General features: G+C 70.2%; 12 protein-coding genes and 2 pseudogenes. 6 read left to right on the plus strand and 8 right to left on the minus strand.

Translation table 11 applies throughout. From position 1 onward, the window contains the following. Nucleotides 1–91: 91 nt before the first annotated feature. Nucleotides 92–619: pseudogene (locus tag ABD369_RS38440) on the plus strand (aldo/keto reductase); the annotation flags it as partial. Between the two features lie 188 nt (nt 620–807). Here the strand turns inward: ABD369_RS38440 and ABD369_RS38445 are convergent. From ABD369_RS38445 to ABD369_RS38455, 3 genes are all read right to left on the minus strand, one after another. Then, nucleotides 808–1,956 (minus strand): hypothetical protein, encoded by a 1,149-nt coding sequence (locus ABD369_RS38445; protein WP_344641293.1) that lies wholly within the window; start codon nt 1,954–1,956, stop codon nt 808–810. Continuing rightward, nucleotides 1,953–3,665, minus strand: a complete 1,713-nt coding sequence (locus ABD369_RS38450; RefSeq protein WP_344641294.1) for a hypothetical protein — start codon at nt 3,663–3,665, stop codon at nt 1,953–1,955. Before ABD369_RS38450 ends, ABD369_RS38445 begins: the two co-directional genes overlap by 4 nt. Nucleotides 3,666–3,861: 196 nt before the next feature. Then, a complete protein-coding gene (locus ABD369_RS38455; protein WP_344641295.1) occupies nt 3,862–4,218 on the minus strand; it encodes a winged helix-turn-helix transcriptional regulator in 357 nt (118 codons plus the stop codon). Between the two features lie 95 nt (nt 4,219–4,313). Here ABD369_RS38455 and ABD369_RS38460 point away from each other — a divergent pair, with 95 nt between their 5' ends. Beyond that, the gene (locus ABD369_RS38460; RefSeq protein WP_344641296.1) at nt 4,314–4,964 is read left to right on the plus strand and encodes an FMN-dependent NADH-azoreductase; all 651 of its coding nucleotides are present in this window, start codon (nt 4,314–4,316) and stop codon (nt 4,962–4,964) included. Between the two features lie 114 nt (nt 4,965–5,078). Here ABD369_RS38460 and ABD369_RS38465 read toward each other — a convergent pair whose 3' ends face one another. Beyond that, the gene (locus ABD369_RS38465; RefSeq protein WP_344641297.1) at nt 5,079–5,483 is read right to left on the minus strand and encodes a hypothetical protein; all 405 of its coding nucleotides are present in this window, start codon (nt 5,481–5,483) and stop codon (nt 5,079–5,081) included. Nucleotides 5,484–5,728: 245 nt separating this feature from the next. On the opposite strand from ABD369_RS38465, the gene ABD369_RS38470 reads away from it, so the two are divergent. Both ABD369_RS38470 and ABD369_RS38475 read left to right on the plus strand, forming a co-directional pair. After that, the gene (locus ABD369_RS38470) at nt 5,729–6,469 is read left to right on the plus strand and encodes a nucleotidyltransferase family protein (RefSeq protein WP_344641298.1); all 741 of its coding nucleotides are present in this window, start codon (nt 5,729–5,731) and stop codon (nt 6,467–6,469) included. An 81-nt stretch (nt 6,470–6,550) separates the two neighbouring features. Beyond that, on the plus strand, nt 6,551–6,982 hold the full coding sequence (locus ABD369_RS38475; protein WP_344641299.1) for a hypothetical protein: 432 nt from the start codon (nt 6,551–6,553) through the stop codon (nt 6,980–6,982). A gap of 381 nt (nt 6,983–7,363) precedes the next feature. Here the strand turns inward: ABD369_RS38475 and ABD369_RS38480 are convergent, their stop codons facing one another. Together ABD369_RS38480 and ABD369_RS38485 are read right to left on the minus strand one after the other, a co-directional pair. Continuing rightward, nucleotides 7,364–8,950: an MFS transporter gene (locus tag ABD369_RS38480; protein WP_344641300.1), complete on the minus strand. Its 1,587-nt coding sequence runs from the start codon at nt 8,948–8,950 to the stop codon at nt 7,364–7,366. A 7-nt stretch (nt 8,951–8,957) separates the two neighbouring features. Further along, nucleotides 8,958–9,677: a TetR/AcrR family transcriptional regulator gene (locus ABD369_RS38485; protein WP_344641301.1), complete on the minus strand. Its 720-nt coding sequence runs from the start codon at nt 9,675–9,677 to the stop codon at nt 8,958–8,960. A 269-nt stretch (nt 9,678–9,946) separates the two neighbouring features. Here ABD369_RS38485 and ABD369_RS38490 point away from each other — a divergent pair, with 269 nt between their 5' ends. Next, nucleotides 9,947–11,002 carry an NAD(P)-dependent oxidoreductase gene (locus ABD369_RS38490; RefSeq protein ID WP_344641302.1) on the plus strand — a complete coding sequence of 352 codons (1,056 nt, stop codon included), beginning with the start codon at nt 9,947–9,949 and terminating at the stop codon, nt 11,000–11,002. A gap of 201 nt (nt 11,003–11,203) precedes the next feature. Here the strand turns inward: ABD369_RS38490 and ABD369_RS38495 are convergent, their stop codons facing one another. Together ABD369_RS38495 and ABD369_RS41440 are read right to left on the minus strand one after the other, a co-directional pair. After that, nucleotides 11,204–11,515 (minus strand): hypothetical protein, encoded by a 312-nt coding sequence (locus ABD369_RS38495; protein ID WP_344641303.1) that lies wholly within the window; start codon nt 11,513–11,515, stop codon nt 11,204–11,206. 348 nt (nt 11,516–11,863) lie between these two features. Then, complete coding sequence (locus ABD369_RS41440; protein WP_425557875.1) at nt 11,864–12,634, minus strand: hypothetical protein; 771 nt, start codon at nt 12,632–12,634, stop codon at nt 11,864–11,866. 289 nt (nt 12,635–12,923) lie between these two features. Here ABD369_RS41440 and ABD369_RS38505 point away from each other — a divergent pair. Continuing rightward, nucleotides 12,924–13,733 (plus strand): annotated as a pseudogene (locus ABD369_RS38505) (protein kinase family protein); the annotation flags it as partial. Between the last annotated feature and the right edge of the window lie 99 nt (nt 13,734–13,832).

The raw sequence follows: 13,832 nt of genomic DNA on the forward strand, positions 1-13,832 counted from the left end.
CGTCCAACTCCACCTCCTCGAACTCCTCGGCATCGAAGTCACCCGAACCCGCTGGCCACAGACCTGAAACGGTGACCTGCGAAGTACGGGGCTAGGACGGGACCACCTGGACGTCGTCAACCTGCGCAGGAACGGGATCACTTCGATCGCAGAGCACTTCGGTGCGTTGGCCGAGCTGCGTGACGCGGGGCTCATCCGCCATCTGGGCCTCTCCAGCGTCACGCCCGAACACCTGGCGGAGGCCCAGGCCATCGCACCCGTGGTCTGCGTGCAGAACTGGTACGGCCTCGACAAGCGACTGGCGGACGTCAACGGCCTGCTGGACAGCTGCCGTGAGCAGGGCATCGCGTTCGTGCCGTTCTTCGCGATCTCGGGCCACCAGCGCGAGGCAGCCGCCGGTGACACCCACGACGAGGCCGTCGTGGAGATCGCCCGCGCACACGGTGCGACACCCGCGCAGGTCCGATTGGCCTGGACGTTGCACCGTGGGCCGCATGTGCTCGCGATCCCGGGCACCTCCAAGCCGGACCACCTGGCGGAGAACATCGCCGCCGGTGCGCTGCGGCTGTCCCAGACGGATCTGGACCGCCTGCAGGCCATCCCGCACGGCGACGCCTGACGGAGGTCGTCGAAAGGCGGGAGTGACGCGCCGGTTCTGGCGCGCTGGCCGGTGCGCAGCCCCACGCGTCGAAGGTGACGGCGGCGGTGCACCCGGCCCGTGGGTCGGGCGGGGGACACCGGCCGGGAGGAGAGACCTCGGACGGCCGGGCCACCCGAGCGTGCGAGCAACTGCCCTGGACGAGACGGTCAGCGGCGGCGGGTGCGGGAGGTGGGGTGCGGGGCGGCGTGGTAGCCGTGGGCGGGGAGCGAGCTGATGTGTCTGGCGGCCTCGGCCGCTCCGGCCGGGGCGGTGGGCACTTGGAGGCACGCGGTCTTCGGCGGGGTGGTGCTCTGGCCGAAGCGGCAGGCGACCGCGCTCAGTCTGATGGTGATGTAGTCGGCGATCTGCGCACCGTACTGGATGGGCGTGCCGTTGATGGTGATGTCGCCCACGGTGAAGCCCTTGTCCTGGGGCACCTCGTAGACGAACCGGACCGGGTGGGACTCGTCGCCGCGCCGGCGGGTCCAGTAGCTCTTGGGGTCGGAGCCGTCCGGGGTGGCCCAGCCGTCGGTCTTCAGGTCGTCGAAGTAGAGGCCGACCGGGTCGGCGAGGGCGATGTCGGCCTTCTGGCGGGCGAGGGCGTTCACCGCCCCGCCGATGTGCGGGTCGCTGTTGCGTTCCGGCTCTCCGTACCGGCTGCACTGGATGAGGTCCTGGTCGGTGGTCAGCTCCGTGCCGTCGATGTTCCGCACGATGGTGGCCGCGGCGGCGAGTTCGATCTCGGCGCCGAGGGTGTTGTTGGCCTGGATCAGGTGCATGGCGCCGTGGCTCGTGGAGTCGTTCCACTGGTTGCGCGGCTGGTAGGTGCCGGTGGCGCCGAAGAGGTCGCCGTGCTTCACGTCGGGGCTGATGTGGGTCTGGTAGAGCTGGAGGACCTTGGCCGGGTCGGACTGTGCGAGGAGGTTCCAGTACTCCGGGCCCTCGCAGGTGAACATCACCTTGGTGATCTTCCCCGAGGCGGGATCGCGGGTGACGCTCCACTCGCAGTACTCGTCCTGGACGTCCCGGCTGGCGTCGGCGCGCTGCCACCGCTGGATGTCGCTGAGCGAGTGGACCTTGATCCGGCGGGGGAAGGCCGTCCAGGTGACCGTGGCCTGCTGGGCGTCGGCGGCGGTGTCCGTCTTGGTGAGGTCGTAGAACTGGCTGCGGGGGCTGTCGTTGAGGACTTGCGAGGGATCGGGCCCCTTGATCGCCTGGTCGACACTGTCGCCGATGAACATGCTCCAGGCCTTCAGCCCGGTGTCGTCGAGATCGTCGAGGTTTCCGGGCGGGCCGTAGGAGTTGATGGTGTTCAAGAGGGATCCTTCCCTGAAGGGGGACCGGAGGGCGGAGTTCCGCCCGGGGCGGGGGACGGCCGGGACGGCCTGGGGGCGACGGTGCCGTCCTCGAGCATCTGGAGACCGGGCGCATTCGGGGGGATGTTGGTGACCGGCAGGGTGAGTTCGAACTCGTTGAGCCGCATCGCCCTGAAGTCGCGGCGGCGGGACTCGGCCAGCCGCACGTAGTCGTCGAAGCCGGCCGAGGTGCTGATCAGCTTCGCGACCCGGCCCAGGTAGTCGTCGATGCGCTGGGCGAAGACCGCGGGCCAGCTGTCGTCGGACAGCGCCCAGTCGGCCGCGAACCGGCGCTCGGGGCTGTGACCGGGCAGGTTCGCGGCGGCTTGGGAGATCGCCTGGACGATCTGGTCCTGCAGGGCCGTGACGGCGGTCGGCGTGCTGGGCACATGGGCCATCAGCTGTGCTCGGGCCGGGCTGAACACCGGGTTGGTGAAGTCGAGCATGAGCGCGCAGGCTGCGAACTTGGCGGTGATGACGCCCTGCCGCACCAGCTGCCGCACCACGTCGTTGTCCTCGTAGGCGGCCTCCGGCACCACGAAGGCGAAGAAGGTGTCGCCGGGCTGGGAGAACCCGCTCGCCTTCTCCTCCAGGTGGAATCCGAAGGCGGACAGGCCGGCGACGTAGAGGGCGGCGGGCGCCATGGGCAGGGCGGAACCCACGGGGAGGGCGAGGTCGTCCAGCAGGGCGTCCTTGTTCAACCAGAAACCCGCCGGCAGTGCCAGGTCTCCGCCGGACGTCGTGATGACCGAACTCTGGGTCGCCGAACTGGCCAGGTTCACCGTGGTGCTGGTGAACAGATGGCGCATCAGGTGGTCGGGCTGCGCCACGCTGCCGTCTCGGGTGACGGCGGCCAGGCGCGCGGTCGTCCAGCGGCTGATCAGCGAGCGGACGGTGAGTTCGAGACTCTCCCCGCCGATGACCTGCTGGTACAGCGGGTTGCCGCGGAGCGGGTCGTCCGGGGCGAGCTGGATCGTCGCGGCCTGGGACTGCCAGTTGATCCAGGGCAGCTTCAACTCCTTCATCACCACACTGCCGTTGATGTGGCTGTCGAAGCACCCGTTCCCACGGGAGCCGGAGGCCAGGGCCGACCACGAGTTGCCCGCCCAGACCCAGGCCGGACTGATCCGCATGTAGTAGTTGAAGACCCCGGCGGCCTGGTCCCAGGCGGCGACCTGAAGGAACGTCGTCGCGGGGTCGCTGTCGGCTCCGGTGCTGATCAGCAGGTCCACCTCCCGGCCCTGAACGGCGCGGGTGATGGCGAACCGCAGGTCACGCGGCAGGTCGACCCCGGGAGGGATCTGCCCGGCCTCGCTGATCAGGTGGACGGACTGGGGCGCCGCGGCCGTCGGCTGCGGAAGGCCGGCGAGGAGATCCTGGACCGTCATCGGGTACTTGTTCTGCTGGAAGAAGACCGTGGCCATCGGGTCGCCCAGCTCCTGCAGCTCCTGAGCATCGAGCGGGCGCGCCTGCTGATCGATGCCGGAGACGTAGCGGTACAGCGTTGCCGCCCCAGCCACCGGGGAGCCGGGATCACCGATCGCGGCCAGCACGGCATGCCTGGTGGCGGCCCCGACCGCCGGATCCCGGGCGGAATCCCCCGAGTCGCCAGCGCCCGGGTCTCGCAGCAGCCAGGCGGTCGCACGTCGGCGCTCTCGGAAGCCGTCCACCGATTCCGCCCTTCGTCAGCGAACTCTCGCCAGCGAGGCTAGACGCGAGCCATCCGTAGGGTTGGATCCCGCTCGGCGTGCCTTCGGGCGTCACCCGCGCGCACCGGAGCGGGCCGCCTTCAGCGCAGGGCCGCGCCCGAGCGGGTCCGCCCGGCCGCGTCTGCCCGGCCGGTGACCGCAGTTTCGTGGACGCGGCTCATGCCTCGCGCCCGCAGGCTCCGCCGCCGTTCAGATGCTCGGCCGCCCAGCGCCCCAGCTCCACCAGGGCGGGCTCCAGAGCCTTCCCCGATTCGGTCAGCCGGTAGGAGACCCGCAGCGGCGGTCCGGCGTCCACCTCCCGCAGGACCAGGCCCGCCGTGCCGAGTTCGGTGAGCCGGTCCGACAGCATGCGTTCGCTGATGCCCGGGATGGCCCGCCGCAGATCGGCGAAGTGCGCGGGGCCCGGGAGCAGTGTGGCGACGATCAGGCCCGTCCAGCGCTTGCCGAAGAGCTGGAAGACGCGGGTCACGCCTTCGTCGACTTTTCTGCAGGCCTGCTCGCTGTGGTTCGGCATGTACTCCAGGGTAGTCGCCGTATGGAGCTGTAAAAACGTAAGTGACTGTGTTATTAATAGCTACGTAAGATTCTTTCGAAACACCGGAGCTTCCCATGGCCACCCTGCTGCACCTCGACTCCTCCGCCCTCTCCCACGGCTCCGCCTCGCGCGAGGTGACGGCCACCTTCCGCAAGGCGTGGGAGGAGCAGCACCCCGAGGGCAAGGTCGTGTACCGCGATCTCGCGGCCGAGCCGCTGCCGCACCTCTCCGCCGCCGGCATCACCGCGGCCTTCACCGACCCGGCCGACCACACGGAGGAGCAGAAGGCCGCCCTCGCCCTGCGTACCGAGCTGGTCGAGGAGCTGGAGGCGGCGGACGCGGTACTCATCGGCGCCCCCATGTACAACTTCACGATCCCCTCCAGCCTCAAGGCCTGGCTGGACCAGGTGATCATCATGGGCCGCACCGGCGGCGAGAACTCCACCGTCGCGGGCAAGCCGGTCACCGTGGTCGCCAGCCGCGGCGGCGCCTACGGGCCGGGCACCCCGCGTGAGGGCTTCGAGTTCGCGGCCAACTACCTCGAGAAGGTGCTGAGCGGCCTGCTCGGCCTCGAGGTGGTCGACGTCATCGTGCCCGAGCTGACCCTGGCGCGTACCGTCCCGGCGATGGCCGACCTGGTCGGAGCGGCCGACGCCTCCCGGGCCCAGGCCCACGAGGCGGCCGCCGCCAAGGCCAAGGAGCTGGCGGCCCGCCTCTCCGCCTGATCGGCGCTCCGGGATTCCGTGCGGCCCTCCAGCCGAGCCACCCGGCTGGAGGGCGCCGCCGAACCGTTTTCCGCCAGGAGCTGGTCGGTGACCCTCGCCGGTCGGCGGCAGGTCCTACCGGGCGGCGGCGACCAGGACGCGGCGCAACGGGAGCGCAGTGGCGAGGACGAACACCCCGAAGACCGTGATCGGCAGCAGCCCGACCGGACGGAGACAGGTGGCCGGGTGATGGAGGACGGTGTCCCGTTGGAGCCACCAGTTCGCGGCGAGGTCGGCGAGCATCACCGCGGCACCGAGGTACGGGCCGACGGGGCGGGCGGTGACGACCAGCAGTGCGACCAACGGGTCCAGCAAGAGCAGGGCGTGGAACAGCAGTTGGAGCGCGAGGGGCGCGTAGCCGTAGGCATGTAGGCCGCCCGTGACGACGTCGTACGCATGCGCTCCGGTGCCTTCGAGGAACCCGGCGACGTACCCCGCCATGACCCACCACGCCCAACGCGGGCGATTCCCCCATCCCATGCCGCCCAGCCTAAGGGCCGCCCGGTAACCGCCCTCTTCAGGGGCAGGGTTGACGGGCAGCCGATCCCGCCACTCGATGGGCGGCTCTGCCGGGCAGCGGGTCAGGGAGACCTCGCCGGAGCCGGTGTCGGAGCCACCGCAGTGAGGCGAGGCCCGACGTCCCTCGGGTTGATCGCGAACCTGCCGCTCGCCCGTGCGGAGCATTTCGGAGCGGCGAGGACGGGCGTGGCGTACGCTGAGTTGCTGTGTCGCAACTCACGGGTGGCGTGGACTTCGGGGATGTCGGCCTCGGCGCGGTGCGTCAGGCGGTCGTCCTGGCCGGCGGCTTCGGCAGCCGGTTGCGGCCACTGACGCAGACCCTGCCGAAGCCGATGGTCGAAGTGCACCGCACACCCATCCTGCGCCATCAACTCGACTGGTTCGCCGAGTCTGGCGTGGAACAGGTCGTCGTCTCCGCGGGCTACCTGGCTCAGGTGATCAGCGACTACCTCACTTCCCACCGGCTGCCGTTGCGTACGGACGTGGTGGTCGAGGAACGGCCCCTGGGGCGGGGCGGGGGACTCAAGCTGGCGGCCACCGCCCTGGAGCGGCCCGACGAGCCGTGGCTGGCCGTGTACGGGGACATCTGGACGCGGTTCTCGCTCACCGGGATGTTCGCTCACCACCGGCGGCACGCCGCGCTGGCCACGGTTGCCCTGCCCCGCCCCTGGTTGCCCAGGGGCAGCGCCGACTGTGACGAGCGGGGCAGGGTGACCGCACTCGACTCGCGTGTGCCACCGCCGCTACGGGTCAACGGCGGCGTCTACGTCTTCGACCCGCGGGTTGTGGAGCTGCTGCCCGACGAGGGCGACCACGAGCAGGTCACCCTTCCCCGACTGATCCAAGCACGTCAGCTGATGGGCTATCCGGTGGACGGCCCGTGGCGGGCAATCAACACGCCACACGACCTGGACGACATCGAACGCGAACTCGTCGGCCACAACTGACGCGTGGAAGAGGAGCCTCGTCGATCGAACGGGAGTCTCGGCCGAGTGTCGCCGGACGGCCGGCGCTGGCACTCTTGGCGGGTGCTGATCGACCGACCTGACGAGGACCCGCCGACGACCGGGGAACGACCGGTGCTCCGGCAGGGGTTCTGGGCTGCCTACCTGATGCGGACGTGCCGGACGGAGGACGGGGAACGCAGGCTCGTCGCCGAGTGGTTCGGCGCGGACGTCGCCGACGCCGACGCGGCATGGGAAGCGGGGATGGCCGACGGGATCGAGTTCCGGGTCCCGTTCGGCAACGGCCACAGCGTGGTGGTGGCCAACAGCGAATACCCCACCGACTGGGGGACGGAGTGGTACGTCAGCCACCCCGACTGGCACCGAGGCGCACGCCTCGCGTACATCGACCACGTCCGGGCGGTACCGGAGCGCGGGCAGGGACCCGGTCTGTCCTGGCGGGAGCTGACCCACATCGCGAACACCCCCGACCTGGCGGCCCCGGGTGTCCATTAGCAGACACGTGACCGCCGCTGGTCCGGTCCGCCTGCTCCGCCGCACGTTGCTGGGCCGACCATCGCCCAAGTCGTACGAGCCGCCCCGCCGGCCGGGCAAGTCCGCTGGAAACGCCAGGAGTTGACGACTGCGTCGGCGGGCCCGTCCGATCGGCCGCGGCGCACGATGTCCGGGTGCCAGCCGCATGACCACCGGCCCATCCGGCCGGACCACCGATTCTTCACCCGCCGGCCCACCGCTCTGCCACCCGCCGATCCACCGATCCATCGACCGCCGATCCACCGACCCAAGCCATGTTTGGGCAAGCGACGTTGCCCGTACAGTGGTAGGGGCGGCCGAAACCAGCTGCAATGGTTTCGGCCGCCCTTTCGTCCAGGTTGATCAACCGCCGGTCGGGGTCACTGACGGGGCGAGTGGATCACGATGGTCCCGCCTGCGTCCGGGGAGCAGGGCCACGACCAGCAGGGCGCACACGGCGAGTAGGCCGGCAGTCAGGGATGCGGCCTGGGTCATGCCGTGGACGTAGGCGTGGTCTGCTGCATGGATGAGCTGTCGGCCGTCCGTTGCGGATAGGTGCCGGGCGGCGTCATGGGCGCCGGCCACACCGGACCTGGCTGGGCTCGTGGCGGTGTCGGGCAGGGTGCGCAGGGTGCCGGTGAGTTGTGCGCGGTAGCCGCCGTTCAACACGCTGCCCAGTACCGCGGAGCCGAAGACGACACCGATGCCTTGGAGAGTGCGGGACATGGCGTTGCCGACCCCGCTCTGCTCCGCGGGCAGGGACGCCAGCACCGTGTCCACCGACAGCGGCAAGACGAGGCCGAGCCCGAAACCGAAAACGATCAGTGCCAGGGCGGCGAGGCCGTACCCGCCCCCGGCTAGGGCACGGGTGAGGACGCCGAGACCGGCCGCGCTGACCAGCATCCCGAGGGGAATCAAGACCCTCGGCCCCAGGCGTGGGGCGAGCACCTTCTCGCCGAGCGCTGCCCCCACCAGCATCGCAGCGATCAGGGGGAGCAACCGCAGCCCGGTGCCCTGGGCGTCGCTGCCCTGCACTACCTGGAGATAGGGCGTCAGCACGAACTGCGCGCCGCTCAAAGCGAAACTGGTGACCGCGAAGGCTGCGGACCCCCAGGTGAAGCCGCGACTGGCGAACAGCGAAAGGTTGATCAGCGGTGAGTCGGCACGCAACTGCCGGACCAGGAAGCAGGCCAGGAGCGCACCGCCGCCGATCAGTCCGCCTTGTACCGGCGCGTCCCACCCCCGTATCGGTTGCTCGATCATGCCGTACACCAGCGCCGTCACGCCGGCCGCCGACAACAGCGCGCCGCTCCAGTCCACCCGTGACGCCGACGGGTCCTTGCTCTCGGGCACCCACAGGACGACACCGATCAGGCCGAGCACGACGACCGGCCCGTTGATGAGGAAGATCGAGCCCCAGGCGAAGTGGTTGAGCAGCCACCCGGCGAGCAGCGGGCCCAGCGGCAGCCCGAGCATGGTGCCTATGGCGGTGACCGCGACAGCCCGACCGCGTTCTGCCGGCTCCGGGAAGAGCACCGGGAGCACCGCCAGCGCCATCGGCATGATCATCGCTCCGCCGGCCCCCATCAGCACCCGCGTCGCGATGAGCTCGCCAGCAGTGGTCACTTGGCTCGCGGTGATCGAGGAGGCGCCGAAGAGGAGGAGACCGATCAGCAAGGTGGCGCGTCGGCCGAACCGGTCGCCCAGCTTGCCGGCCGGCAGCAGCAGGCCCGCCGAGGCGAGTGTGTACCCGACCGTGATCCACTGAAGCTGGCTGGTGGACGCGTCGAGTTTGAGCGACAGCGTGGGTAAGGCGGTCACCAGCACGTTGCTGTCCAGGGCGACCACCAGGATGCTGATGGTGAGCGCGGCCAGCGCCCACCATCGTCCCCCTGGGCCCCGGGCCGTGGATGCCGCCCGGCGCCCGGGCGACGTCCGTGTGATGGACATGTTCCTCCTACTGGTATGCGCGCTGCAGTTGGGCGCGCTGGGTGTCGGTGATCGCGGTAAACATCGCGACGACCTGGGCGTTGAGTGCGGCGACCGCCCCAGGCGGCTTGGGGCCCTCGGCCTCCAGCGCACGCTGGAGCACTCCTGACAGCAGGTCAGCGCGCTCCTCCAACGAAAGCCCGGCGTGTTCACCGCGCACTTCGCTGGTCAGGAAACCGCCCATGATGCTGCCGAGGACGTGACCGGCCGCCTCGGTGTCCAGGTCTGGGTGCAGTAGTCCCTGCCCGCGCAGAAGTTCCAGGTAATTGGGATTCCCCGCCAGCTCGCGCTGAGCGCCGGCGACCGTCTCGTCCTTGGCGAGGTTGCCCAACACCTCGGCGTCAGACAGCAGCAGTGCCTGCACCAGGGGCCGGTCGACGACACCAAGAAAGATCGCCCGCATCAGCCGATGTGGCAGCGCCGAATCAGGCTCCTGGGACAGAACCGCGATCAACCGGTCGAACAAGCGCATGGACTCGCGCTGCAGCACCGCCCAGAACAACGCCTCGCGCGTCTTCCAGTGCAGGTAGATCGTCCCCTTGCCGACCCCGGCCCGCCGGGCCACATCGTCGACCGACACCCGCCGGTACCCGTGCATCTGAAGCAACTCGGTGGCGGCATCGAGGATCCGCTCGGCACGCAGCCGACGTGCGTCCGAGCCGGTGGACAGTCGTTGAGAATCGCTCACGACAAAGACTGTATGACCAGATTTCAAAATTGGTCAAGCATCCCGAGTGATGATGACCAAGAACCGACCGATTCCCAAGCAAGATCAGTAAGCGGCGCTCCACGGGCGGAGCGCCGCCAGATCGTGCGCGAGAAACGGTGTCAAAAAGTCTTCGCTGCCGACCGTGAGCCCGGCGGGGTGTGCCCCGGCACGGGACCGGCAACGGCTTGGCACCCATTGGCCGCCGGCCCCGGATCCCGTAAGGTCCGCAGTCAGGGACAGGGGGATCCATGGGGACGCGGGTACTGCTGCTCGACGCGGCTCCCGGGCGGCTGCTCGATCGTGAGCTGGAGCGCCTGCTGGGGCACGGGTTGGCCGTCACGCTCAACCTGCGGCGGGTGGCCGACCGGGTGAGCGCGCGGGTGGCGTGGACGGGCCGGGTGGACTTCACCGATCTCGACGTCTTCGACGAGCCGGCCCTGATCGCCGAGATCGTCCGGGACGGACGCGGCTACCACGCGGTCAAGTCCCGTGCGGGCGTCCCGTTGCGAGCGGGCCTCCTCGCGGCCGCGACCGATCCCGCACTGTCCAACCGGCTCCGGGTGATCGGCCGGGCCGGGGCGGGCACCGACCACGTCGACCTGGCCGCCGCAGCCCGCCACGGTGTCACCGTCACCCACACGCCGGGCTCCAACGCGAACGCGGTCGCGGAGTTCGCCCTGGCCCAGCTGCTCGCCCTGACCCGGAACCTGCCGGCGCACAACGAGGCCGCGCACCAGGGCCGCTGGAGCACACCGGCCACTCCCGCGGTCGAGTTGTCGGAACTGACCCTGGGAATCGTGGGGTTGGGACGGATCGGCCTGGCGCTGGCAGGCCGGGCAACGGGCCTGGGTATGGCCGTCCAGGGCTTCTCACGGCACCCGAGCGGTGCGCCGGTGCGCCGGACCGAATCCCTCGGCGCCCTCCTGGCCGCCAGCGACGTGGTGTCGGTGCACCTGCCGCTCACCCCGCAGACCCGGGGGCTGATCGGCCGGAAGGAACTGGCGCTGATGAAGCCGGGATCGGTCCTGCTGAACACCTCCCGAGGCGGGATCGTCGACGAGCAGGCACTCGCCGACGCACTGCGCGCCCCAGCGCATCCGCTGGCAGCCGCCGCCGTCGACACCTTCGTCCACGAGCACGCCGCCTTCGCCTCACCACTCTTCGGTCTCCCCAACGCCCTGCTCACCCCGCACATCGCCGGCATGACCAGGAGCGCCATGGCCGAAGCCGCCCTCGGCTGCGCCGACCACCTGGCCGCGCTGCTCGCAGGCCGGCCGGACGGCATCCCCGTGGTGACACCATGACGTCGGCAGCCGGCAGCCGGCAGCCGGCAGCCGGCAGCCAGCGGTCCGCCAGCAGCGGTAAGTCCCGGGCGACGCCGGGGAATTGCCGGACAGCTCACACGCCCGACCGGCGGGGACGAGCCTGCGCACGTCGAGCGTGATCGGGGAAGGCGGCACCGTGCATTCATCGGGAAACACCGGCATCTGCCGGGCCGCGTCGCGCTACCCGAGCCTGGTGCGGGCGCCGGCAGGTCTGACGCGGCCCCGGCTGGTGCGTGCGGGGCGGGACGGGCGCCGATCGGGGTGGGTCCCGGCGCTCCCCATGCGACTTGCAAGCGCCGCCCGCATCGCCCGTACTGCCATGATCACGGCGACGGCGGCGAGTTCAGCCGGCTCCTCGATGCCCCGCTCGGTCATCACGGCCTGGCAGGCGGAGCACCAGACGCTGCTCGCAGCCGTGCCGTCCCCGTACCGCAGGCCGTCGGGCGGCAGATAGGCGATCGTGCACTCCTGGCAGACGAAGACGAGCCTCATCCCGTCACCACCCCGGCTCCTCCGCATGTGGTGCACGGCGACCAGTAGCGGTTCTCCAGGGCCACCGTGTTCCCCTGCTCATCGCGTTCGTAGGTGTGCTGCACCTTCTCGGTGCCTCTCTGGCCCGCGCAGGCCGGGCAGGGCCGTGGTTCTGACATCGCGATACCTCCCGCACTGACAGTAGCGGTCCGGGTACAAGATCAGGAGTGGTCCGGCATCTCACCTAATTCCGCCGAGGAAGCCCGGGGGCTTCAGCCCCGGGAGGAATCGGCTCCTTCGGTCTTCGTCGCGGAGCGACGGAGCATCACTCCGCAAGTTTGGCCGCGGATTTGGCCCAATCGTGACGCATTAACTACGATCTGTCACGTGAAGATCGTGGTGCAGGTGAAACTGGAGCCGTCGCCGTATCAGGCGGACGCGCTCGCTGCCACGCTGCGCGCCTGCAACCGGGCGGCGAAAGTACAAGGCCCAGCACGCCGGCGTGCCTCTCGCGCACGTCAACCCGGCCCACACCTCCCGCCAGTGCTCCGCCTGCTGGCACACCCACAAGCAGAACCGAGTGGACCAGGCCACGTTCGCGTGCCGAGCCTTCGGTGTACGGCTGCATGCGGATGTCAACGGCTCCCGCAACATCCGCCACCGTGCGGCTGATGCGTGGCAGCGGGGCAACGCCAACTGCCCCACCAATGCTCGCAAGAGCGCTGGTCGGGCCTGCCACGCCAGCCGGTTGGGCGGCAGGCTGATGCTGTCCGCCAGGCTGCCGTCCTGGGCGACCAGCAGCAGGCGGTCGCGCTGACCGGTGTCGTCGAACCGGTTGCACAGCAGCCGGCCCTCCACCGCCTCGGCCACCATCGCGCCGGTGTACGAACGCCCGAGATAGCGGTGCATCACCGGCTGACCCGCAGCGGCGGACGGGTCGCTGAGCACGAAGCCCTTCCTGAGCCGTGCCCATTCCTGCTTCTGCGCATGGGCGACGGCTGCCTCCGCGCCGTCCATGGCCTTCGCGCTGCGCCGTTCCCGGCCCGGTGCACCGGAAACGAGCTCGACCACGTCGCCCTGGCAACTGGTGTGCCAGGCCTTGCCGGTGGCCGGATCATGCAACTGCCGTATGCGCGCCATGACTTGTACTTTCCTCGATCGTGTGCTGCGGAGCGAGCATAGGGCAGGGGTCCGACAGCGGGGCGGCGCGCCCGCTGCCGGCCGTTCGGCCGGGCGGTGGCTTCTCGGGTGCTCGGGTGGTGTCCGGCCGCCCGGACGTCCGGCTGTGCCGAGCGGCCGGTTCGGGGCGCGACCCGTTCGCGCGGTGAGCACCGCATCGGTCCGCGGCAAGGGAGCCGACCTCGGCGGATAGAGTCGACTCCGTCCGCATGTTCAACGACGTCCTGGTCCGGGCCCCGAGGAGTTGTCGATGCGTCAGTCCGAGTGCCCGTACGCCGCGCGGCTCGATGCCTACGGGACCGTGGCCACCAGCCTGTCCCTGCTGAGCGATCGACGGCTCGGCGAGGCAGTGGCGACCGCTTCTCCCCTCGGGTCGGGTATCGGCGGCAGATCGGCGGAACTGGACGTCGACGGGACACGGGTCTTCGTGAAGAGGGTCCCGCTGACGGACGTCGAGACCCGGTCGGAGAACGTGCGGTCGACGGCGAACCTCTTCCACCTGCCGATGTTCTACCAGTGCGGCGTGGGCTCGGCGGGGTTCGGCGCCTGGCGGGAACTGGCGGTGCACACCATGACCACCAACTGGGTCCTGGGGAGGGAGTACGAGGGCTTTCCGCTGATGTACCACTGGCGCGTCCTGCCCGACTCCGCTCCCGACGGGTTCGCGGACGAGTTCGGCGGCATCGACGGCGCCGTCGCACACTGGGAGGCTTCGCAGGCCGTACGCGAACGGCTGGAGGCCATCGGCCGGTCCTCCTCCAGCCTGGTGCTCTTCCTGGAGCACGTGCCGCAGACGCTCGGCGCATGGCTGCACGACCACCGCCACACCGAGGCGGCGGGCACGGACGGCACGCTGTACACATGGGCGGAGGAGGCCCTGGCGCGTGGCACCGGGTTCATGAGCTCCCGTGGGCTGGTGCACTTCGACGCCCACTTCCGCAACATCCTGACCGATGGCCGGCTGCTCTACTTCGCGGACTTCGGGCTCGCGTTGAGCACCGGATTCGAACTCTCGCCGGCGGAACGGGAGTTCCTCTCCGACCATTTCGCGTATGACCGCCACTAGGCAGTGTCCTGGCGATCACGAGCGAAGCCAGATGACGAGTGCGGCTGCGGTGACGGTGCCGAGGTAGACGTAGCCGCGCTTGTCGAATCTGGT

Origin of the sequence: Kitasatospora cystarginea, from assembly GCF_039533515.1 — a bacterium.
Lineage (GTDB): Bacteria > Actinomycetota > Actinomycetes > Streptomycetales > Streptomycetaceae > Kitasatospora > Kitasatospora cystarginea.

Bases quoted from the DNA above. Each gene is read 5' to 3' on its own strand.
- ABD369_RS38455 (WP_344641295.1), bottom strand. From the start codon at position 4,218: ATGCCGAACCACAGCGAGCAGGCCTGCAGAAAAGTCGACGAAGGCGTG.
- ABD369_RS38460 (WP_344641296.1), top strand. From the start codon at position 4,314: ATGGCCACCCTGCTGCACCTCGACTCCTCCGCCCTCTCCCACGGCTCC.
- ABD369_RS38465 (WP_344641297.1), bottom strand. From the start codon at position 5,483: ATGGGATGGGGGAATCGCCCGCGTTGGGCGTGGTGGGTCATGGCGGGG.
- ABD369_RS38480 (WP_344641300.1), bottom strand. From the start codon at position 8,950: ATGTCCATCACACGGACGTCGCCCGGGCGCCGGGCGGCATCCACGGCC.
- ABD369_RS38490 (WP_344641302.1), top strand. From the start codon at position 9,947: ATGGGGACGCGGGTACTGCTGCTCGACGCGGCTCCCGGGCGGCTGCTC.
- ABD369_RS38495 (WP_344641303.1), bottom strand. From the start codon at position 11,515: ATGAGGCTCGTCTTCGTCTGCCAGGAGTGCACGATCGCCTATCTGCCG.
- ABD369_RS41440 (WP_425557875.1), bottom strand. From the start codon at position 12,634: ATGGCGCGCATACGGCAGTTGCATGATCCGGCCACCGGCAAGGCCTGG.